This is a genomic window from Dethiosulfovibrio peptidovorans (assembly GCA_002748665.1).
Lineage (GTDB): Bacteria > Synergistota > Synergistia > Synergistales > Dethiosulfovibrionaceae > Dethiosulfovibrio > Dethiosulfovibrio peptidovorans_A.
In genome coordinates this window covers 33,937-56,026 of record PDTB01000024.1, presented here as the reverse complement: position 1 = coordinate 56,026, position 22,090 = coordinate 33,937, and the positions used below count along the sequence as shown (strand labels likewise).

20 protein-coding genes and 2 tRNA genes are annotated in these 22,090 nt (G+C 53.1%); 19 read left to right on the top strand and 3 right to left on the bottom strand.

Going from position 1 to position 22,090, the window contains the following annotated elements:
- The first annotated feature begins 2 nt into the window (after window positions 1-2).
- The 3 genes from CSA35_07395 (at window position 3) to CSA35_07385 (ending at window position 3,804) form a co-directional block, all read left to right on the top strand.
- A complete protein-coding gene (locus CSA35_07395; protein PIE54206.1) occupies window positions 3-1,190 on the top strand; it encodes an ATP-NAD kinase in 1,188 nt (395 codons plus the stop codon).
- A gap of 299 nt (window positions 1,191-1,489) precedes the next feature.
- Window positions 1,490-2,974: a hypothetical protein gene (locus tag CSA35_07390; GenBank protein ID PIE54205.1), complete on the top strand. Its 1,485-nt coding sequence runs from the start codon at window positions 1,490-1,492 to the stop codon at window positions 2,972-2,974.
- Between the two features lie 8 nt (window positions 2,975-2,982).
- Entirely contained in the window at window positions 2,983-3,804 is an 822-nt protein-coding gene (locus tag CSA35_07385; protein ID PIE54204.1) for a histidinol phosphate phosphatase, read from the top strand.
- A gap of 251 nt (window positions 3,805-4,055) precedes the next feature.
- On the opposite strand, the gene CSA35_07380 is transcribed toward CSA35_07385, so the two are convergent.
- A tRNA-Glu gene (locus CSA35_07380) sits at window positions 4,056-4,131 on the bottom strand.
- Window positions 4,132-4,134: 3 nt separating this feature from the next.
- Window positions 4,135-4,208 (bottom strand) — tRNA-Gln (locus CSA35_07375).
- Window positions 4,209-4,649: 441 nt separating this feature from the next.
- On the opposite strand from CSA35_07375, the gene CSA35_07370 reads away from it, so the two are divergent.
- From CSA35_07370 to lptB, 3 genes are read left to right on the top strand one after another with little or no spacing between them, the layout of a single operon-like run.
- Window positions 4,650-5,075 (top strand): hypothetical protein, encoded by a 426-nt coding sequence (locus CSA35_07370; GenBank protein ID PIE54203.1) that lies wholly within the window; start codon window positions 4,650-4,652, stop codon window positions 5,073-5,075.
- Window positions 5,065-5,811, top strand: a complete 747-nt coding sequence (locus CSA35_07365; GenBank protein PIE54202.1) for a hypothetical protein — start codon at window positions 5,065-5,067, stop codon at window positions 5,809-5,811. Before CSA35_07370 ends, CSA35_07365 begins: the two co-directional genes overlap by 11 nt.
- Window positions 5,801-6,562, top strand: coding sequence for an LPS export ABC transporter ATP-binding protein (lptB, locus tag CSA35_07360; protein ID PIE54201.1), 762 nt, complete (start codon window positions 5,801-5,803; stop codon window positions 6,560-6,562). The genes CSA35_07365 and lptB overlap by 11 nt, the downstream gene beginning before the upstream one ends.
- Here lptB and CSA35_07355 read toward each other — a convergent pair.
- The gene (locus CSA35_07355) at window positions 6,552-7,052 is read right to left on the bottom strand and encodes a hypothetical protein (GenBank protein PIE54200.1); all 501 of its coding nucleotides are present in this window, start codon (window positions 7,050-7,052) and stop codon (window positions 6,552-6,554) included. The genes lptB and CSA35_07355 overlap by 11 nt on opposite strands.
- Window position 7,053: 1 nt before the next feature.
- Between CSA35_07355 and mviN the strand changes: the two genes are divergently transcribed.
- From mviN to yajC, 13 genes are all read left to right on the top strand, one after another.
- A complete protein-coding gene (mviN, locus tag CSA35_07350) occupies window positions 7,054-8,610 on the top strand; it encodes a murein biosynthesis integral membrane protein MurJ (GenBank protein PIE54199.1) in 1,557 nt (518 codons plus the stop codon).
- Window positions 8,611-8,626: 16 nt separating this feature from the next.
- Window positions 8,627-9,169, top strand: a complete 543-nt coding sequence (locus CSA35_07345) for a hypothetical protein (protein PIE54198.1) — start codon at window positions 8,627-8,629, stop codon at window positions 9,167-9,169.
- A gap of 179 nt (window positions 9,170-9,348) precedes the next feature.
- Window positions 9,349-10,365: a tRNA (adenosine(37)-N6)-threonylcarbamoyltransferase complex transferase subunit TsaD gene (gene tsaD, locus CSA35_07340; protein ID PIE54224.1), complete on the top strand. Its 1,017-nt coding sequence runs from the start codon at window positions 9,349-9,351 to the stop codon at window positions 10,363-10,365.
- Window positions 10,366-10,556: 191 nt separating this feature from the next.
- Window positions 10,557-10,847 (top strand): co-chaperone GroES, encoded by a 291-nt coding sequence (locus CSA35_07335; protein ID PIE54197.1) that lies wholly within the window; start codon window positions 10,557-10,559, stop codon window positions 10,845-10,847.
- A gap of 46 nt (window positions 10,848-10,893) precedes the next feature.
- The gene (groL, locus tag CSA35_07330; protein ID PIE54196.1) at window positions 10,894-12,537 is read left to right on the top strand and encodes a chaperonin GroEL; all 1,644 of its coding nucleotides are present in this window, start codon (window positions 10,894-10,896) and stop codon (window positions 12,535-12,537) included.
- Between the two features lie 157 nt (window positions 12,538-12,694).
- A complete protein-coding gene (locus tag CSA35_07325) occupies window positions 12,695-14,227 on the top strand; it encodes a glutamine-hydrolyzing GMP synthase (GenBank protein ID PIE54195.1) in 1,533 nt (510 codons plus the stop codon).
- A gap of 125 nt (window positions 14,228-14,352) precedes the next feature.
- On the top strand, window positions 14,353-16,311 hold the full coding sequence (locus CSA35_07320; GenBank protein PIE54194.1) for a sodium-translocating pyrophosphatase: 1,959 nt from the start codon (window positions 14,353-14,355) through the stop codon (window positions 16,309-16,311).
- Between the two features lie 98 nt (window positions 16,312-16,409).
- The gene (locus CSA35_07315; GenBank protein ID PIE54193.1) at window positions 16,410-18,140 is read left to right on the top strand and encodes a DNA primase; all 1,731 of its coding nucleotides are present in this window, start codon (window positions 16,410-16,412) and stop codon (window positions 18,138-18,140) included.
- A 16-nt stretch (window positions 18,141-18,156) separates the two neighbouring features.
- Window positions 18,157-19,281, top strand: coding sequence for an RNA polymerase sigma factor RpoD (gene rpoD / locus CSA35_07310; protein ID PIE54192.1), 1,125 nt, complete (start codon window positions 18,157-18,159; stop codon window positions 19,279-19,281).
- 12 nt (window positions 19,282-19,293) lie between these two features.
- Window positions 19,294-19,584, top strand: coding sequence for an RNA-binding protein (locus CSA35_07305; protein ID PIE54191.1), 291 nt, complete (start codon window positions 19,294-19,296; stop codon window positions 19,582-19,584).
- Between the two features lie 38 nt (window positions 19,585-19,622).
- Entirely contained in the window at window positions 19,623-20,903 is a 1,281-nt protein-coding gene (locus CSA35_07300; GenBank protein PIE54190.1) for a phosphopyruvate hydratase, read from the top strand.
- Between the two features lie 52 nt (window positions 20,904-20,955).
- Entirely contained in the window at window positions 20,956-21,591 is a 636-nt protein-coding gene (locus CSA35_07295) for a redox-sensing transcriptional repressor Rex (protein PIE54189.1), read from the top strand.
- Between the two features lie 93 nt (window positions 21,592-21,684).
- Window positions 21,685-22,029: a preprotein translocase subunit YajC gene (yajC, locus tag CSA35_07290; protein ID PIE54223.1), complete on the top strand. Its 345-nt coding sequence runs from the start codon at window positions 21,685-21,687 to the stop codon at window positions 22,027-22,029.
- Window positions 22,030-22,090 lie beyond the last annotated feature (61 nt).

The window sequence follows — 22,090 nt, the reverse complement described above, 5'->3', positions numbered from 1 at the left end:
ATATGGGGCCCCGGTGTGGAGTTTGTCTCCACGACGGGGCCCTCTTTGTCGTCGGGGAGGATGAATTCGTGAAGATCGGGCTGATCGTGAATCCCATCGCAGGACTGGGGGGTACTGTCGCTCTGAAAGGGACCGATGGAGACGGCAATTCTCGTCGAGCTCGGGAGTTGGGGGCATCCCCCATGGCCTCCGTACGAGCGTCTCTCGCCATCACTACGGCTGTCAGGGAGAGTTCCGGCATTCCCGTCGCCTGGATGACCTCCTCGGGAAGTATGGGGGGGCAAATCCTGGACTCTCTCGGTATCGTTCCTGACCTGTCCGTCCCCGTGGACGAGCCGTCGTCCAGGGAGGATACCCTGAGAAGTGCGGCGATCATGGCTGAGAGAGGAGCAGATCTCTTAGTTATCGTTGGAGGTGATGGAACGGCTCGAGATGTCTGTTCCGTGATTGGTCAGTCGATTTCGGTCATAGGTGTTCCCGCTGGCGTCAAGATTCACTCTGGGGTTTTTGCTCGAACACCTCTTCTGGCCGGAGAGCTTCTGGGCAGAATTTTAAGAGGTTATGACGTGGAGTATGGCCTCTCCGAGGTAATGGACATCGACGAAAAGGTCTTTCGAGCGGGAAGGCTTGACGTCAGGCTTTTCGGATATCTCTCTGTTCCGGTGGAGCCTCGAGCGATGCAGGTGAGAAAATCGGGAAGACATCAAGATACTGCGGCTTTTGCTCTTGATGAACTGGCGGCAGCGATGATCGAACTCATGGAGGATGGGGCTCTCTATCTTATGGGGTCGGGGTCGACGGTTAAAGCCGTGACAGACCGGCTCGGTTGCCCGGGAACCCTTCTGGGCATTGACGCCGTTTTGAACGGTGAGACCGTCGCTTTGGATATGACCACCGGAGATATCGTGGAATGTATGAAGCGCCACCAAAATCGAACCCATATCGTCGTAAGCCCTATCGGTGGGCAGGGATTTCTCTTTGGTCGAGGTAACCAGCAATTCAGCCCTGCGGTGATCCGTTCCGTAGGGAGGAATCGAATCCACGTGATTGCCGCTCCCAGTAAGATGACAGAGCTATTCGGTCGCCCCTTCAGTGTGGACACGGGAGATCTTCAGCTTGATCGGTATCTCCAGGGTATGTACAGGGTTCTTACCGGATACGGCCGCTACCTCATGTGGCCTATTCGGTGAAAAGGGAACCGTTCGTCTCGTGTGGAGAAAAGCGAGAAAGGAGGTGTCGTCCTCTGGAGTCTGGATATGGTTTATAGGTGGCTTTGCCGCTGCTTGTAGTGTTGGTTCGGCTCGCATCAAGAATTGTGCTGTGGGCTGGATACAGATGGCGGAGTGTTTTGAGAAGCGAACCACCTTCCTTGAGCATCTCTTGAATAGTTCTATGTTAAATTTTAGGGTAGGGGGTCGATGTTTCGTTTTGCCGCCTATATTTTCGTGCATTTTATTAAAAAAATCGACTTGAAGAGGAGGGGGATACGATGACCGATTTGTTAAAAAATAAACGGATAAAACGTAAACCGACTCGAGCGGAAGCGATATCTACCGTGCTTTTCCTTCTGGTAACTTTCGGTGCAGGTGCCGCATACGGGTTGAATTATGTGCCGCTTATGGTCGTTGTGGCCGCCTATTCGGCGATTATCAGTTACCGATGTGGCTACACTTGGAGCGAAATGGAAAGTGCCGTTGGTACTCGTATCGGAAGATCTGTGCCAGTTATCATGATTCTGCTCGCTATCGGTTTTATGCTGGGCGGCTTGATGTTTTCGGGGACCTTGCCTATGCTGATTTACTATGGCCTGCAGATCATCTCACCCCGTTGGATTGCTCTGTGTGCGTTTATGCTTTGTGCTGTATTTTCAACCGTTACGGGCACATCAAATGGCTCGGCGTCGACGGCCGGACTGGCAATGATGGGGTTGGCCCTGGCTATGCAGAACGTCAATCTCGGTCTTGTCGCCGGTGCCTGTTATGCCGGTTCTCAATTTGGAGACAAGCTATCGCCTCTGTCGGATACCACCGTTCTAGCATCGCTCGTGACGGATAACGACATTTTCGATCACATCGTCAACATGGCTAAGACGGTCGTTCCTGCGGCTCTTATCGCAATCGGAATCTACGTATTTCTTGGCATGAGAGCACCTGCAAGCGGTGACGTCGTAAGCAAGGATTCCGTGGAGTTGCTTGCCACACTGAGCCAGATGTTTAAGTTCGGCCCCACACTGTTGATCCCTGTTCTTTTCCTGCTGTGGGGGTCTTTTACCCGTAAGCCATCGGCGCTGATCCTTTTCGGCGCTGGGTTTATTGCAGTCGTTATCGGTGTTCTCTATCAAGGATTTTCGCCTCGTGACGCTGTCAACGTGCTGTATGGCGGCTTTAAATCCAAGATGGTTCTGGCTATTCATCCTGACTTCGATATCTCGACGATGAGCTCTGCCGCTAAAACCCTCCTTGAGCGTGGGGGTATTAGCGACATGAATAAGACGTTTGTGGCTACGTGGTTGTGCTTCTGGTTTGCAGCCATTGCTGAACAGTGCGGATGTCTTGATGTCTTGCTCGACTGTCTCACCGGTTTTGTAAAAAACGCAGGCTCGCTTATTCTCACTACGGGAGTTTCAATGGTCGTATTGACGGCGATCGGCGGATCTTCCACCGTTTCGCTGTTGATCGGTGGCAGTATGTTCAAAACCAAATTTAAAGAGATGGGGGTCAATACTCTGAATTTATCGCGCACCTTGGAGGACTTCGGTACAGGCACTTCAGGTTTCTTCCCATGGACCTCTTCGGGAATCCTGTACTCGGGTGTGCTTTTTACAAGCAACTTCACCATGTTTAGGTATGCCTTTTTCAGCTGGCTTGTCTGGATGCTTGCTATTCTATACGCGTTCACCGGTATCTGTATGCGCGTCACGCCGACGAAAAAACAGCTTGAGCATGAGGCACAGTTAGCGGAAGCTGATGTTTAGTCGGTAGTTTGATCATGTATAACGACGTACACGTTCATACGTTTTTTTCCAGTGATTCAGAGGTCGCAGTTGAGGAGCAAATTGAGCGCGCCATCCACATGGGTATGGAGTATATCTGCATTACCGATCATCAGGATTACGACTATCCGGAGTGGAAAAACTACACCTATCAGGTCGGTGAAAATGCGGATATTGGTGCTTATTACGACTATATGAGTGTTGTGCGCGATCGCTATGTTGGGCGCATCAATATGCTTATTGGTATGGAATTTGGGTTGCAGCCGCATCTCGGCCCTGTATACGACGAGGTGTATGAAAAATATCCTTTTGACATGTGCATAGGTTCCACACACGTGTACGAAGGACGCGACACAGAAGATCAGACTCTGTATTCAGGACGCTCCAAGGAAGAATCCGTCCGTGCGTATTTTGTGGAAGAGATGAAAAACCTCTCAGTGACTCATGGTTACGACACGGTCGGACACCTTGACTATGTGTTGCGAGATATCCCCGGCAAGAACAAAGATTTTTCATATAAACGTTATGCCGATATTCTTGATGAACTGCTTCTTTTGCTGATTAATCGCTACAAGGCCATTGAGCTGAACACGAAACCACTTGTGGTCGGTATGCGTGACTCCAGCCCTGGGCGTGAGGTGTTCAAGCGCTATCGGGAGCTTGGGGGAGAGCTCGTCACTCTGGGATCGGATGCTCATTTTCCTGAGCGAATTGGTGCTTGTTTTGATATCGCAACGGACATTCTTAAAGATGCTGGGTTTAAGTATTACTGTGTGTATAAGAAACACGAACCTCTTTTTTTCCCGCTGTAATTGTTTTTTTCGGTCCTGCCTCGCGTATGCGTGATGGGACCGATTTTTGTCTGGGGACGTCGTGCCTGTACGATTTCTGGGATAATCTAGTGTCGTTATATGTTCTGGAGTTTAGAACAGAGGTAGAAAAGACCTAGAAAAACATCTGGAATGGAGATCAAAGGCGTTCTATCGTCTCCAAAGATTTTGTGTAGATTTCAGAGCATAAATAAAGTCTTCCAACGATGCCCGTTGGAAGACTTTTGCTGTCATGGCAGTCCCTAGGGGATTCGAACCCCTGTTACCGGGCTGAGAACCCGGCGTCCTAGGCCACTAGACGAAGGGACCAGTTGGCTGGGGAACAGGGATTCGAACCCCGATTTCTTGATCCAGAGTCAAGCGTCCTGCCGTTGGACGATTCCCCAGTGCGGAAAGTATGATATCATGAGATTTCTGAAGGTGCAACCCTTTGAAATATCAGCTTCCCACAAACTAGAGCTTTTTTAGCTCGACCATTTTTAGTTTCAGACTTGCAGTTCCATAGGAGATGTCTGTACATCTTTATCTAATCTTGGGCAAGCAAAATAGTGCGATTTTTTCATAAGCGAATGTATCTGGTGAGAACCTGGACCCCGACGCAACGTATGACGGACTTATCTATTGGGACTTTGTCTGTAATATAAGGGCTTTTTGTTGAATGTATTTCTTTGTGCGTGTGACCTGCCTGTGGTTTTTGTGTGTCGAGTTTTTGAAAAAACAGGAGTGTAGGACGTTTCCTCTAAATATAATATAAATCTGTACATATGAGGTCTTTTGAGCCTGTGAAGCGATAATCTTGATCCGAGCGGAAGGAGGGGCTGTGGCGTATGGAGAGAGAGAGAACGATTCGCCTTGAGGGGTATTTTCTGAATGTCTTGGCTGTCGAGATAGTAAACTACGAGAAAATTGCCCATGTCTTCGACGAAATGGAGGCAGCCAGAGCTGCCGTGGATCCGATAGTCGTGGATATCAGAAAACTGAACGCTGGATATATACGGCGTCATAGGGTCCCTAAAGATGGGCAAGCTCCTTTCGTGGTCTATTGTCGCATCCGGAAGAAAGGGCCTCATAAAGATCTGCTGGAAAAATCTGTTTCTTTGTGGTATGGAGAGGAGATGATCTCTCGGGCTATAAAACGGATAGTCCAACGAGGTTTTTACACCCGGCTCCAAATTGAGGAGACGGTGGAACGATTGGGTGCTCTGGGATGGAGACCTTCGGAATCAATGCAGGGGGTTGCAGATGATGACTAAGCGAATCCTGCCTCTGATCGTGTTTTCCATCCTGTGGGTTGCTCCCGTGGCGTGGGGGCAGGGATTCCAAGCCGGTAGAGTACAATTGACCGCCGACAGGATGGTTTTCGATACCGAGACAGAGTTGCTTCGGGGATCGGGACATGTGACGCTTCGAGAGGAGAGAATGTCCGTGACCTCCGATCGGTGTGAGGGGAATTACAGGAAAAACACGGCTCGTATGTGGGGGAATGTGATGGCGGACGGTGAATGGAGAGGTCAACCCCTTTCTTTTTCGTGTCAGGAGCTGAAGGCCTCTTTTTCTTCGCCGAGACGGCTGGCCATGGTTGGGTCGGTGGATGGCCATTTTGGACAGAGTCGATTAATTTGCTACGATGCTGAGCTTGTGGGGGATCGGTTTATCGCCACCAAGGTGGAACGATTTGAGGATCAATCTGAGGGAATAATCCTCTCCTGTCAGACGATCCGCGGGGCCTTGGACGATGAGGGGCTTGAGGAGTTTGAGGCTGAGGGAAGCGTTCGTTTGGAGATCGTCAACCGCAAGGATGGGAAGCTCTCTCATATCTCAGGCGGAAAGGCTGTCTATGCCCGGGGACGGGGAACTGTCGTCATGAGTGGCGGTGCCCTGGCAGTTCAGGATGGACGGCGGATCTCGGCTCAGAATGTGGTGTACTATCCGGCGACGGGGAAGATTGAGGCCAAGGGAAAGCCTCGGGTTACCTTCGATGTCGAATAAAGAAACGGAAAGAACCAGGAAGCAGGAGGGAACGATTCTTCGAGCTGAAGGACTTTCCAAAAGCTATAAACGCAGGGAGGTCGTCGCGGGGGTCAGCCTGGAGATCCCTATGGGAAGCATTGTCGGACTCCTTGGACCGAACGGTGCGGGAAAGACGACGAGCTTTTACATGGTGGTGGGGTTTGTTCGTCCTGACTCTGGTCGGGTGTTTCTGGATGATCAGGATATCACAGAGCTCCCCGTATATCGACGTGCCCGGATAGGCGTGGGCTATCTTTCCCAGGAAAGCTCGGTGTTTCGCAACCTGACTGTTCGGGAAAATCTCGATTTGGTTCTTGAAGAGCGCCGACTTCCGACGGCTCAGAGGCGCCAGATTGCTGAGCGGCTCATTGACGACCTCGGGCTTGAGGCGTTGGTGGGGGTGGCGGGGTATGCCCTGAGTGGTGGAGAGCGGCGTCGGCTTGAAATTGCCCGATGTCTGGCCATTATGCCCGATTTCCTTCTTTTGGATGAGCCTTTCAGCGGGATCGATCCCATTGCAGTGTACGATATTCAACAGATCGTCTTAGGCCTCAGAGACAAGGGGTACGGTATCATGATCACAGATCATAATGTTCGGGACACGTTGGCAATTACCGATAGAGCCTCTCTCATCCATCGCGGGAAGATCGTCATTGAGGGAGCTCCTGAGACCGTTGCCCAGAGCGAGGTGGCCCGCAAGTTCTACTTGGGCGAGCGATTTACGTGGTAACTTCCAGAAAGGGAAAACGATCCAGGTCGTCGTTTCTCAGGGCCTCAAGAACTTCCTGAGCTGAGTTTAAAACCGCTTCTGTCAAGGGTGCCCCCAGGTCAGTTCGTTGGGGCTGGATGCCGATGACCGTTACCGATACAGAGAAAGAGGCCAGCATGAGTTCCAACGGCATGTCGTGATTGCTGAAGGACACGTCGGCGGTTCGTCCCAGAGGAAGGCGTCGCACCGAACCGGGGGGAAGCCCCATATCGGCGCTGTCGACGAGGATCAGGCGTTCGGGACGTTCTCGTCGCAGGACGGCGACGTAATTTCCCGGTACGGTGAAGCATGTGTGGACGAGACCTTTCAGGGACGGATCCTGACGCAACCGCTCCGAAATCCACACGCCCACGGCGTCGTCACCGCGGAGTTCATTCCCCAGGCCCCATATCATAGGTATACTCATGCTTGCCGCCTTTCGTCTCGTTCTCTCGTCAGATCGGAGGAACACCGTGTCCAGCAGTCTCTCCCGTATGGTACGAAATGCTTTAACGATGATGATCGGAACCTTGACGAGTCGAGTCCTTGGTCTCGTTCGGGAGATCATCACCGCCGCCCTTTTTGGAGCTTCCCGAGGCCTCGATGCTTTCTACGTGGCGTACACTTTATCGAATATTGCCCGACAGTTGTTGGCCGAGGGGGCTCTATCCGCCGCTTTTGTCCCGGTGTTTACCCAAGCCATGGAGCACTCCGGTCGAGGGCGTGGCCGGGCTCTGGCGCAGCAGGCTTTGACCGTTCTGTTACTCTCCTGTCTTGCAGTGATCGTCCTTGGGATTATGATGAGCCCGTGGCTGGTGAATCTCATGGCCCCGGGGTTTGATCGGGAGAAAGCCGCCCTGGCCGTCTCCTTAACCAGGTGGATGTTTCCATACCTTCTTTTGGTCTCGGTCGCTGCTCTGGCGATGGGGGTTCTCAACAGCCTGGATCGGTTTTTCGTTCCAGCTGTAGCTCCCGCATTGTCGAACATCGCTTATATTATGGTGGTCCTGCTTGGGGCGTCAAGGATGGGTGTGTGGAGCCTCGTATGGGCGGTGCTCTTTGGGGGGCTTCTTCAGATGGCTCTCCAGGTGGGGGTGGCCTGTCAGGAGGGCATTGCCTTGGTTCCGGCTCCTCCTGATCGGGGGGACCGGGATCTTCGGCGGATGTTGGCCCTCTTTTTGCCCTATGCTGCCGGACTGTCCCTCAATCAGATCAATCCTGTCATCAGCCGGGTATTGGGGTCATTTCTTCAGGATGGTGCGATCTCAATCCTCAACTACGCCAACAGGGTGATCCAACTTCCTCTGGGGCTCGTGGTCATCGCTATATCGCAGGCTGTTCTTCCCGAGCTCTCCCGCTGCCTTCTTCGGGGAGAGGAAGCTTTTGTTCAGACCGTCAGGGACTCGGTGCGTTTTGCTCTGTTTGCTATTCTACCGATAACCTTGGGCGCCTGCCTGGTGGCCTCTCCGGTGGTTCACCTTTTATTTTATCGGGGGGCATTCGACAAGTGGGCTTGGGAGAATACAGCTCAGGTCTTAACTATGTATGCCCTGGGACTTCCGGGCATGGCATGCACTACGGTGATCATGAGGGCTCTCTATGCCAGCAAACTGCCAAAGCAGGCTATTGTCGTGACGGTATCCAGCGTGGCCGCAACACTGGGGTTCAGTGTACTCCTTCTGAGTCCTCTGGGGGTTGCCGGTCTGGCTCTGGCGTCTTCCTTGGCCTTTTCCTGTTCGGCGGGGGTCGGAATTGTTCTGCTGAGACGGAGCCTTGATCACTCCATAGAGGTTTTTCAGGTGGCTTGGGTGATTCGAATGATTGGAGCCCTCGGAGCTCTCTATCTGGGGGCGGAAACGATGACTTGCTTGTGGTCCTATCCTGTACATAGGGGGCTGGGGGTCCGTTCTCTCTGGTTCCTGATTTTTTCAGGTGTTGGCGCCTTAGCCTACCTGACAGTAGCGATGTTGATGAGGTTCCCTGAATTGGTGTGGATCAGGGAGGCTTGTACAAAGAAGAAAAAAACATGAGAAGGGGAATGATGACATGAGAAAATCAGCGATCTTTTTATGGGGGCTGCTTTGCGTGTTGATGTTTGGCTCGACTTCCCTGTTTGGGGCGACCGACTCCCAAGAGAAAATAGTTCAGGATCGCTTAGCTTCCCTTTGGGTAGAAGGGCAGGTTCTCGGCGATATGATCTTGGGAGCCAGGGGACGGATTACCCTGATCTATATGGATCGACGAGCCTGCAATGCCGTCAGAGAGCAGGGGGCCTCGTTGCCTTCATGGGTGAGTTGGAACAATCAATATGAGACCAGGGCTCGTCGAGGCGGGCGGGGTTTTTTTTTAGTTCATTATGAGGCCAAAAAAAATTGGATTTTCGATCCAACGGAGATCATTATTGGAGATTACAGACTTACCGAGGATGATGTCCTGACCAGGAAAGATTTTCAGAACGTGGGGGATTTGGCATCTGGTACGGAGGCAACCTTGGCAATCTCGGTTCCTAAGAAATCGGTGCTTCCGGGCAGGACGATCACGATCTCCTACGGAACGTTTGCAACTGAGTGGACGGTCCCAAGGAGGTGAGGTGAAAATGCACGTTTTTCAATGCGCATCCTGCGATGCCCGCTTCGAGAGCTGTAAACGAGAGAATCGATGTCCTCATTGTGGCGCGTCGGTGCTGATCCACGTGAGCGGAGAGCAGTTCAAATCCAAATCCTGTGGTGGCTCGTGCAGTGGATGCAGCGGGTGCGGACGGTGATCCTGTGTCGTTCGTAACCTTGGCCATTGAGAGCAGCTGTGACGATACGGCGGTGGCCATCCTGGAGGGGCAGAGAGTCATTCGGGCCTCTGTGTTGTCGTCTCAGGTTGAGTGCCATGCCGACTTCGGCGGTGTGGTTCCAGAGTACGCCTCCAGGATGCACCTGGAGGCGTTTCTTCCTTTAATTCATCGGGCTCTTAAGGACGGGGGAATTGTCGATCCCTCCAAGGAGATCGATCTGGTCGCTGTGACCGCTGGTCCTGGTCTCATGGGGTCGCTGTTGGTTGGGTGTATGGGAGCGAAGGGCCTGGCCCAGGCGTGGAAAACCCCTTTACTGGGAGTCAATCATCTTGAAGGGCATATTTTCGCTAATGTGGTGAACCACCCCGACCTTGAAACGCCTTTTTTGTCCCTGCTCGTCTCTGGAGGGCACACCGAGATCGTTTTGGTGGAGGACTTGGGACGATACGAGCTCCTTGGAGAGACCCGTGATGATGCTGCTGGAGAGGCCTACGATAAAGTGGCCCAACTACTGGGATTATCCTACCCCGGAGGGCCGGTTATCGATCAACTGGCTCGCTCAGGCAACCCGAAGGCATTCGAGTTCCCCGTCCCTTTAGGTAGGTCTGATAGTGTAGAGTTCAGCTTCAGTGGTCTGAAGACGGCGGTTCTCTGGCAGGTTGATCGCCTCCGATCACAGGGGGTCTCTCTTCCCCTGGAGGATATTTGTGCTTCCTTCCAGTTGGCGGTCGTGCGCTCCCTTATGGGAAAGCTTGAATTAGCTTCAAAGCTCACCGGTGTTCGATCGGTAACTTTGTCCGGAGGGGTGGCAGCTAACAGCGCCCTTCGGGAAGTGCTTCAGACCAAGAAAGGGTGGAAAACGTTTGTTCCCGATCTCTTTTATTGTACCGACAATGCCGTTATGATCGCCGCTGCTGCCTATCATGGCTGGCATCGAGGGCGACGATCTGGTCTGGAGCTGGCACCGGCTCCCTCTTGGAGCATAATCGACGGTGTTTGACCAATTGTGATTATGGAAAAAATAAGAGGTAAAACGGAGAAAAAGGCTTATTATGTCTTCTAATCCACTTTAATTGCCTCTATCCCCTGTTGAGATTTAGGAGCTTCCGCCGTATCATTCCATAAGTCGATTAGCACTCGTAGTTGTTGAGTGCTAATATCGTCAGAGATATTCTTAAGGAGGCATTTAGCGTGAATCTCAAACCACTTGCAGATCGCATCGTCGTCAAAGTCGTCACCAGTGAGGAAAAGACCAAAGGGGGTCTCTTCCTGCCTGATACGGCCAAAGAAAAGCCCCAGGAGGGCGAGGTCGTCGCCGTTGGTAGCGGAAAAGTCCTGGAGAATGGTCAGAAGCTCCCTCTTGAGCTTAAGGTCGGTGATCGGATCATCTTCAGTAAGTACGCTGGAACCGAGGTCAAGATCGATGGTGATGAGTACGTAATCTTCAGCGAGCGGGATGTCCTCGCTGTCATTGAGAAGTAGACCGGATATTTTCGGTCTGTGCGAGAAAAACGGGAGGTTTTAACAAATGGCCAAAATTCTTTCTTTCGGTGAAGAAGCCCGTCGCGCCATGGAGCGCGGCGTCGACAAGGTTACCGATACCGTCGGTGTAACTCTGGGCCCCAAGGGGCGCAACGTAGTTCTGGAGAAGAAGTTCGGCTCTCCTGCGATCACCAACGACGGCGTGACCATCGCCAAGGAGATTGAGCTGGACGATCCATACGAAAACATGGGTGCCCAGCTCGTCAAGGAGGTCGCCTCCAAGACCAACGACGTCGCCGGCGACGGAACGACCACTGCCACGGTCCTTGCTCGGGAGATTATCCACGAGGGTATGAAGAACGTCGCTGCCGGTGCCAACGGCATATTCCTTCGAAGCGGTATTGAAAAAGCTGTAGCCGTCATCACCGAGGAACTCAAGAGAAAGTCCATTCAGGTGAAGGGCAAGTCCGAGATCAGTCAGGTTGCCTCCATCTCGGCCAACGACAGTGTTGTGGGTAAGCTTATCGCTGAGGCCATGGAGAAGGTCGGCGAGGACGGCGTTATCACCGTCGAGGACAGCCAGACCATGGGGACCACCCTGGAGACCGTTGAGGGCCTCCAGTTCGACAAGGGCTATATCAGTCCTTATATGGTTACCGATCCCGAGCGGATGGAGGCGTCCCTTGAGGATGCGTATGTCCTTGTTTTCGATGCCAAGATCAGCAATATCAAGGACGTGCTTCCTATCCTGGAGAAGGTCGTCCAGACAGGTAAACCTCTTCTCCTTATCGCCGAGGACGTGGAGGGTGAAGCCCTGGCGACTCTCGTCGTCAACAAACTGCGCGGGACCATGCAGGTGGCCGCTGTCAAAGCTCCCGGATTTGGCGAGCGTCGTAAGGCCATGCTTCAGGATATCGCCATCGTCACCGGAGGCGAGGTTATTACTGCCGACTTGGGCGAGAAATTGGAGAACGTGGAGCTGTCCAAGCTGGGACAGGCCAAGAAAGTCCGGGTCACCAAGGAAGAGACGACCATCGTCGAGGGGGCTGGAAACTCCGATGATATCAGGAAACGTGCCGCTCAGATCCGTAAGGAACTTGAGGATTCCACCTCCGACTACGATAAAGAGAAACTTCAGGAGCGGCTCGCCAAAATCGTTGGGGGTGTGGCCGTGATTCAGGTTGGCTCTGCCACGGAGACCGAGCAAAAAGAGCTTAAGCTTAGGATCGATGACGCTCTGTCGGCTACCCGGGCCGCTGTTGAAGAGGGTATTGTGGCCGGTGGTGGTGTGGCACTGGTGAGCTGTATCGACGCCTTGGCTAAGGAGATCGACTCTCTGTCCGGTGATGAGAAGACCGGCGCGAGCCTGGTGCTCAAATCTCTTGCATCCCCGTTGCACCTCATTGCGACCAATGCGGGGCTTCAGGGCGATGTGGTTGTCGAGAAGGTTCGGGGGTTGGAGGACGGTTTCGGTTTGGATGCCGCCACGGGCGAGTACGTGAACATGATCAAAGCCGGTATCATCGATCCAGTCAAGGTGACCAGAAGTGCCTTGGAGAACGCCGCATCTGTGGCTAAGATGGTCCTGACCACCGAGGCCTTGATCGCTGATAAGCCTGAGGAGAAGAACGAAGGCATGGGTGGTGGAATGCCTGGTGGAATGCCCGGCGGTATGGGCGGTATGTACTAACAGTAAAATAAGCGACATCAAAAGGAACCTCCGGCTGTGCCGGGGGTTCCTTTTCCGTTATGAACGGCACTCCCTGAATCCCTTCTTTCTGGTATCATGAGTGTTGTGTACGACGAATATCTATGGCACTGGATAACGTGGGAGGACGTGAATACTCATGGATAACATCGTCATTTTGGACTGCGGCTCTCAGTTTACTCAGCTGATCGCCCGAAGAATCAGAGAGCTCAAGGTCCACAGTGAGATCCTGCCTTGGAACGTTCGTGTTCAGGATGTTCGGGCTCGAAGCCCCAAGGGGATCGTCATATCAGGTGGTCCCAGGAGCGTGTTGGAGGACGATGCGCCTGTAATCGATGGCGATATCCTGAGGATGGGTGTTCCTGTCCTTGGTCTCTGCTACGGTATGCAGTATATCTGTCGGGTTATGGGTGGCTCAGTTCGCTCATCCACCAGGAGGGAATATGGTCGGGCCCATATTGTCGTTGTCGATCGTGAAAGCCCCATCTACGATGGGGTGCCTGATCGAACCCAGGTCTGGATGAGCCACGGCGACGATGTGGAGAAAATTCCCGATGAGACGGTTCTCCTCTCTGAGACTGATGATGGGGTGGTCGCTGGTTTTCGAACCCCCGATAACTCCATCCTGGCTTTTCAGTATCATCCCGAGGTTGCCCATACGGAGCATGGCTCTGCTATGCTCTCAAACTTCCTGTTTTCCGTATGCCGTTGTTCTGGCGACTGGAATCTGGGAGATTGGATCGAGAGCTCTGTTCAGGCCATTCGATCCTCCGTTGGGGACGATACCGTGATCTGTGGCCTCTCCGGCGGTGTGGACTCATCGGTGGCCGCTGCTCTCGTATCTCGAGCACTTGGGGATCGGTTACGGTGTATTTTTGTGAACACTGGCATGATGCGAGACCGGGAGGCTCAGGAGGTTTTGGAGAGCTATCAGGCTATGGACCTGAATGTCCGTTATGTGGATGCCTCGTGCCGTTTTCTCAAGGCATTGGAGGGGATTACCGATCCTGAGCGTAAGAGAAAGGTCATCGGTGAGCTCTTCGTTCGAGTGTTCGAAGAGGAGTCCTCGAACATCTCCGGAGCTCGCTGGCTTCTTCAGGGAACCCTGTATCCTGATGTGATTGAGAGCGGTCATCAGGGCGTCTCTGCAGCGGTTATCAAGAGCCATCATAACGTGGGAGGCTTGCCGGAAGACATGGATCTCCGGGTTCTCGAGCCTCTTCGGGATCTGTTCAAGGATGAGGTTCGACACATCGGACGACTTCTGAAGGTTCCCGAGGCCATCATCTCGCGACATCCCTTCCCTGGCCCCGGACTCGCCGTTCGATGTCTGGGTGAGATCACTCAAGGGAAGCTGGATATCTTGAGGAAAGCTGACCGAATCTATCTGGGCGAGATACGAAAAGCTGGCCTGTATGACCAAATATGGCAGGCTTTTGCCGTGCTTTTGCCGGTGTACACTGTGGGGGTGATGGGCGATGATCGGACATACGCCCGGGTCCTTGCTCTTCGGGCCATCACGTCCTCCGACGGCATGACCGCTGAGTGGTTTCGATTTCCTTTGGATGTGTTGGATCGAATCTCCACCAGGATCTGCAACGAGGTCCCCGGTATCAATCGGGTTGTCTACGATATTACGAGCAAACCGCCCGCCACTGTGGAGTGGGAGTAGCCCTGTTAGCTTGTCTTTGTGCGAGGCCTTGATATAATGTTAAGTACTTTGAGGCAGTGGAATCCTCAAGGAGAGTCTTTGCGAAGATGTGTGATGGTAGAGAACGAGGAGGAGGTTTTCGTATAATGGGATACACGCTTGTTCTTGTCGGGTTGTCCGGCATCCTGGCCCTGCTCTATGCAACTGGAGCGTATCGTAAGGTCAACGGTTTCAGAGTAGATAACGAGAGGGTCAACGAGCTCTCGGAGATCATTCACCAAGGGGCTATGGCCTTTTTGAACAGGGAATATCGCTGGTTGTTTCCCTTCGTTATCGTGGTCGCTTTGCTTTTGACGTGGAAGCTGGGCCTTCCTGTTGCCTTGGCTTTCGTCCTTGGTGCCGGGTGTAGTGCTGTTGCTGGCTATATTGGCATGAACGTTGCCACCAAGTCCAATGGCAAGACTGCGTATGCCGCAACTCGGGGGACAAACGCCGCACTGAACGTGGCCTTTAAGGGCGGGAGCGTTATGGGCATGGCCGTGGTCGGCCTCGGTGTTATCGGTATCCTGATCTGTTACTTCCTGTACCGAGATCCCAGTGTCATCACGGGCTTCGGTTTTGGTGCCAGCTCCATCGCTTTGTTTGCCCGTGTGGGGGGGGGAATCTACACGAAAGCGGCCGATGTCGGAGCTGACTTGGTGGGCAAGGTCGAGGCGGGGATCCCCGAGGACGATCCCAGAAACCCGGCTACTATCGCCGACAACGTGGGTGACAATGTGGGCGACATCGCCGGCATGGGAGCTGACCTCTTTGAATCGTACGTCAACTCCATCATCGCTGCCATGGCCATCGGTGTGGTGGTAGCGGGGGCTGTTGGAGTGGCCTATCCTCTGGTTTTAGCCGGTCTTGGCATCGTGTCCGCGATTCTTGGAACGGTCGTCGTCCGGGTAAAGGAGGGGGGAAACGCCCAAGTCGCCCTTCGAAAGGGAACTTTCCTCACTGGCGGGATCATGATCGTGGGTGCGTTCCTCGCCACCAAACTCATGTTGGGCAAGATCGACCTGTTTTGGAGTGTCCTTTCAGGGATTCTTGTCGGTGTCCTCATCGGCTGGGTGACCGAGGTCTATACGTCCTCCGACTATAAGCCGGTACAAAAGATCGCTCAGGCTACCGAGACGGGGTCCGCCACCACAATCCTGTCGGGTATTGCCGTGGGGATGATCTCCACCGTGGTTCCTGTGATCATGATCTGTGTGGCCACCATGGTGAGCTACTCATTTGGAGGGCTCTTCGGAATTGCCTGTGCTGCTGTCGGCATGCTTTCCATCACTGGTATGACTCTGAGCGTGGATGCCTATGGACCCATCGCCGATAACGCTGGTGGTATTGCCGAGATGAGTAAGTTACCTCCCGAGGTCAGGAAGATCACCGATAAACTGGACGCTGTGGGGAACACGACCGCCGCTATGGGCAAGGGACTGGCTATAGGATCGGCTGCTCTTACCGCTCTTTCTCTGTTTGCTGCCTACGCTGGGGCTGTCAACCTGGAGTCTATCGACCTCAGCAATCCCACGGTCATGACCGGTCTCTTCTTGGGTGGTATGTTGCCCTTCCTCTTCAGTGCTCTGACCATTCAGGCCGTCGGAAGGGCTGCTGAACATATGATAGACGAGGTTCGCCGCCAGTTCAGGGAGATTCCGGGCATAATGGAGGGGAGCGCTCGTCCTGAGTACGAACGCTGTGTGGAGATCTCTACGGGAGCTGCCCTGAAGGAAATGATTGTTCCCGGTCTTCTCGCCATCGTTTGCCCTGTTTTGGTGGGAGTCTTCCTCGGTCCCGAGGCTTTGGGAGGCCTTCTGGGCGGTGCAATCGTCACAGGTGTTATGCTGGCTATCTTCATGTCCAACTCGGGTGGTGCTTGGGATAATGCCAAGAAATACATCGAGGAAGGGCATCACGGTGGCAAGGGGACCGAGCAACACGCTGCCGCAGTAGTTGGCGATACGGTGGGCGATCCGTTCAAGGACACCTCCGGGCCTAGCCTGAATATCCTTATCAAGCTTATGTCTGTCGTGGCCGTTGTTATGGCCCCCTTGTTCCTGTAGGGGCTCCTCCAAGTAGGCTGAGAACGTCGAGAATAATCCATGCGGGGAGGGCGAAAGCTCTCCCCGTTTTTTATTGATGAAAAAGGAGGTGATAGCCTGTGGGAGACGATGTAGGACGTATCAAAGCCCGACTTGATGTGGTGGACGTGATAGGCGAGTACGTCAGACTCACCAAAAGCGGCAAAAACTACAAGGGGCTCTGTCCTTTTCATGATGAGAGGACCCCGTCGTTTCATGTCTCCCAGGAGCGTCAGAGCTGGCATTGTTTTGGATGTGGCAAGGGAGGCGATCTGTTCAGTTTTGTTATGGAGCGAGAAGGGGTGTCGTTTCCCGAGGCTCTGGAGCTTCTGGCTCGGAGAGCGGGGGTCTCTCTTGAGGCACGTTCAGGCAAGGGAAAAACATCCAACCTGTTCGACGTTATGGAAGCAGCCTGTTCTCTCTTTCAGAAATGTCTCCATGATCGCCAGGGCTTGACCGCTCAGGGATACCTGGATCGTCGGGATGTATCTCCAGAGAGCCAAAGTTTTTTTGAGCTTGGATGGGCCCCTCCCTCCTGGAATTTTCTCACAAGGGAACTTCCGAAACGGGGAATAGCTTTGAAGCCGATGGAGCGGTGCGGTCTTGTGATCCGAAGCGAGCGGGGGCTCTATGATCGGTTTAGAGGCCGGGTAATCTTTCCGATTCGAGACATCTCCGGTCGCTTGGTCGCTTTTGGTGGTCGAATTATCGACGGCGATGGTGCCAAATATCTGAATAGCCCCGAGACGGATATCTACAGCAAGAGAAAAACCCTGTATCTGATTGACAAAGCCAGGGCAGCCATTCGGGAGAAGGGACACTCCATTCTGGTCGAGGGGTATATGGATGCCCTGAGGCTCCATATGAAAGGCTTTACGCAAACGGTGGCGACCCTTGGAACGTCTCTGACGGAGGAACAGGCCGAGGTTCTTCGTCGTCTAGCTGATCGAACCTACATCTGCTATGATGCCGACGGAGCCGGTCAGGCTGCGGCTTTACGGGGGATGTATGTCCTTCAGAAGGCGGGACTCTCCGTGTGGGTTGTCTCTCTCCCTGAGGGGGAGGATCCCGACGATCTTCTGAGTGCTTCAGGAGGAGTCGAACGGTTCGAAGGGTGTCTTAAAAAGGCTTTGCCACTCGTGGAATATCACATTCGCCTTTCGACACCTCTTATTGAGGATCCCAAGACGAGAAAGGGCGCCATCAGCGGTCTTTTTGATGGACTGGCCCAGGTGGAGCCCGTGGAGATATCGCCCCATCTTCCCCTCTTGGCGGCTCTGTTAGGTGTGCGGGAGCTGGAGGTTTTAGACGCTTTGGACTGCCGACGAAAGGATTCCCGTCCCATTCGATCGTCTTTTGCGAGCGAGGAAGAAATTCTTCCTGAGGATGAGGCTCCTCCTCCTTTGCCTGAGATCGCTGTGGTTACGTTACTTTGGGAGGAAGCATCCCTTCGAAAACGGATCTCTGCAGACAAAGTGCTGCCTTTTCTTTCCGATTCTCGGCTTAAGAGGATGGCAGGGGCTATCCTCTCGGGGGAATCTCCGGCCTTTTTGGAGAAACGTTGGCTGAGTATGAATGATACCTTTCCTCTCTTCGTCTTGGCCAAGGGCGGTTCTTACCTTGACGAGTTCGATCACGATCTTCATTGGAAGTGGAGGCATTTTTGTCAAATCCTCTATCGCCAAAAAGCTCAAATGCGGTATAATGAACTTCGTGTAAAACTTCTCAGGGGCGAGGCCGATGTTGCAGATATTCAGGAACTTGAACAGGTACGACAGCGGTTGGTGTCTCAAAAGGGTTTCCGGGCATGAAGGGGGGGGGCCACGTATGGAGCGCCTTGTCGATTCTCAGGGTGATCTGAATATCGGGATGGATGGTACCGAGGCCATGTTGGATCAGTATCTTGATAAGATCAAAAACATACTTCTGGAGGGACAGAGTAAGGGGTACGTTACCAAAGAGGATATTGAGCGGCATATGACACCCCAGAGCCTCAACGAGGCCCTGCTGAGAAGAATATACGAGAACCTTATGGCGTTGGACATCGATATCCAGGGAGCTGATAAGCCTGAGGACAATCCTATGGCTGTTTGTGCCAACTCAGAGGGTGGCGAGAATCTCATCGGTGGTAGTGATCCAGTTAGGGTGTACCTTCGGGAGATCGGTAACATCCCCCTTCTGAACCAGTCCCAGGAAGTTGAGCTGGCCAAGAGGATCGAGGCTGGTGACGGACAGGCCAAGTCCTATCTGATTGAGGCCAACCTGCGGTTGGTAGTGAGTATTGCCAAGAAATACATGGGGCGGGGAATGCTGTTTTTAGACCTGATTCAGGAGGGAAATCTGGGACTGATCCGCGCGGTTGAGAAATTTGACTACACTCGAGGCTACAAGTTCAGTACCTATGCTACGTGGTGGATTCGACAGGCCATTACCAGAGCCATCGCAGATCAGGCTCGAACCATACGGGTTCCGGTCCACATGGTGGAGACCATCAACAAGGTTATGCGCGTGTCTCGGAGTTTGGTTCAAAATCTTGGGCGGGAACCTACCGACGATGAAATTGCTGCCGAGATGGGAATTGATCCTGCCAAGGTGGTTCAGATCCGAAAGATAGCTCAGGAGCCCATATCCCTTGAGTCACCTGTGGGGGAGGAGGAAGATAGCCAGTTGGGGGATTTCATCGAAGATAAGGACATGATAAGTCCAGATGACTCCACCTCAATGGAATTTCTCAGGGGGCATTTAGAGAGCGTTCTGGAGAGCTTGACCGATCGGGAGAAGGAAGTTCTTCGACTTCGTTTCGGCTTCGAAGATGGTCAAATTTACACGTTGGAGGATGTCGGGCGTCAATTTGGTGTAACTCGCGAGCGAATTCGACAGATTGAAGCCAAGGCTTTGAGAAAGTTACGACATCCTAGCCGTAGTATTCCTCTTCGGGACTACATGTCGTAAGGGAAGGTCTCTATGGCTATCAGGATCGACCTCTATCTGAAGCTTGCCCGGCTGGTGAAACGTCGGACCGTGGCCCAGGAGATAGTCACTGTTGGAGCGGTGCGAATTAACGGGCGGAAGGTGAAACCATCCACGGTGGTTCGATCGGGAGATACGGTGGACATTGCCTTTCCTCGAAGACTCTTGATCGTTCGGGTACTGGTGGACGATGAGGCCCTTTTAAAAAGAAAAAGAGGCGCCCCCTATGCGTTGCTGGAGGATCGGCAGGTTGAGCCTGAGACCAGGCTTTGGGAGGGCGAGTGAAGCGATAGTGTTTATTTTATGGAAAGGAGCGATGAACGATGAGTACCATCATCGGGATACACGGTAGAGAGATTTTGGACTCCAGAGGGAATCCCACCGTGGAGGTGGAGGTGGGATTGGAATGCGGTATCGTGGGGCGCTCTGCTGTTCCGTCTGGAGCCTCTACCGGTAGTTTCGAGGCGGTGGAACTTCGGGATGGGGGGCATCGGTTCCTGGGCAAGGGCGTTTTAAAAGCCGTCGAGAATGTGAACGAAAAAATAGCCTCGGAGATCGTTGGAATGGATGTCTCTGAGCAAGCCTATATCGATGAGGCAATGATTGATCTGGATGGAACCGCCAATAAAGGAACCCTGGGCGCCAACGCTATCCTGGGGGTCTCTATGGCGGTGGCCCGGGCTGCGGCCGAATACTATGAAATGCCTCTGTGGGCGTATCTGGGCGGTTTAGGGCCTTTCTCCCTTCCTACTCCAATGATGAACGTCATCAACGGTGGCGCTCATGCCGACAACAACCTAGATATTCAGGAATTCATGATCATGCCCTACGGAGCTGGGAGCTTCTCCGAAGCTCTTCGAATCAACGTGGAGATCTACCATACCTTAAAATCCATGCTCAAGGCCAAGGACTACTCTACTGCCTTGGGTGACGAGGGAGGATTTGCTCCCAACCTGGAGAGTAATCGTGAGGGGTTTGATGTCTTGGTAGAGGCGATAGAGAAAGCGGGGTACTCCCCGGGAGAACAAGTAGGCATCGCTGTGGATGTGGCTGCAACCGAGATCTATTCCGATGGTCGCTACAGCTTTGCCGGTGAAGGGAAGGTCTTTACCTCTGCCGAGCTCAACGACTACTACAAAGAGCTTTGCGGTACCTACCCCGTCGTCTCCATTGAGGACGGCATGGCCGAGGACGACTGGGAGGGCTTCGCTCTGATGACCAAAACCCTTGGGGAAAGAGTACAGATCGTCGGTGATGATCTTTTTGTTACCAACAGAGTGCGTCTGAACCGGGGGATTGAGGAGAAGGCGGCTACGGCGGTGCTTATCAAGCTCAACCAGATTGGGACTTTGACAGAAACGCTGGAGGTCATCGCCCGAGCCAAAGAGGCCGGTTTTGCTACCGTGATTTCTCATCGTTCCGGGGAGACTGCCGACACGTTCATTGCCGATTTAGCCGTTGCAATCTCTGCCGGTCAGATCAAGACGGGAGCTCCTGCCAGGACTGATCGGGTTGCCAAATATAATCAACTTCTCAGGATCGAAGAGGCCGTCGGACATCACGCTCCGTATGCTGGTCGGTATGGCCTTCGGTTTGCCAGGTAGGGGCTGGGCGTAATTTGCTGTTCTATCGATTGTTTTGCGAAAGGGGAGGAGCATGAAGGTTGCTGAGCCCACTGTAGAACGTCTCATCCAGTATCGAAGACTTCTGGATCGTTTGAACTCCGAGGGCGTACACGTTGTTTCGTCCAAGGAGATGGGGGAGATGCTGGGATTGAAGGCCAGCCAGGTTCGAAAAGATCTTTCCTATTTTGGAGAAATAGGAAAGCGAGGTGTTGGGTACGACGTAGATCGTCTTCGAGAGCATATCTCAGAGATTTTGTCTCAACCCCAGAAGTGGAATATCGGTTTAGTGGGAGTGGGGCGTCTGGGAGAGGCCCTTGTGGATCACAACGCTTTTATCTCGGAAAAGTACGAAATCGTGGCCCTGTTTGACGTGGCGGAGACGAAAGTGGGGAGAGTTTTTTGGGGACGACGATGCTATCATGTCGCCGATATGCCTCGAATAATTGACGAGCTTGATATCGAGATCCTCGTTCTCACCGTTCCCAAAGATGCAGCTCAGCAGTGTGTTGATTCCGCCATCAAAGCCGGTCGAATCAAGGGTATCCTGAATTTTTCTCCCACTTCGGTGGTTGTGCCCGACGGGGTGATCGTCTACTCTGTGGATATTACGGTGGAGCTTGAAAAACTTCTGTTTTACCTGAAACACGGCGGAGTTCAGAGTGTGTAAAAGTCGGTAAAGCCATGATACAATAAGGAATCTGAGCAACGAACATATGATTAGGAGGCGGTATCATTGGGTAATGCCGGACAGGCGGGGGCCATGCAGATGTTTTTCCCTCTGGTTATCTTCGTGGTCGTTTTTTACTTCTTCATCATCAGGCCACAGAAGAAGCGCCAGAAGAAGCATGATCAGCTTTTGGGGTCTTTGAGCAGAGGTGACCGAGTGGTCACCGCAGGCGGGTTCGTCGGTACCGTACGGGAGGTCAAGGAGGACAGTCTGATTCTGGAGATCGCTGATGGCGTTAAAGCCAGGGTTCTCAAAGGGTCGATCTCCACGAAGATGGTCGATGAGGTGCCCCAGGCGGAAGCTCCAAAAGTCGAAAACAACTCCGACGATGGGGAGAAGGGGCCCCAAAAAACTGAGACTGTGGACGAGAGTCGGTAGATACTTGCCCATCGTTTTGGAGTGGGTGTCTATTAAAACATCCACTCCTTTTTCGTTGATG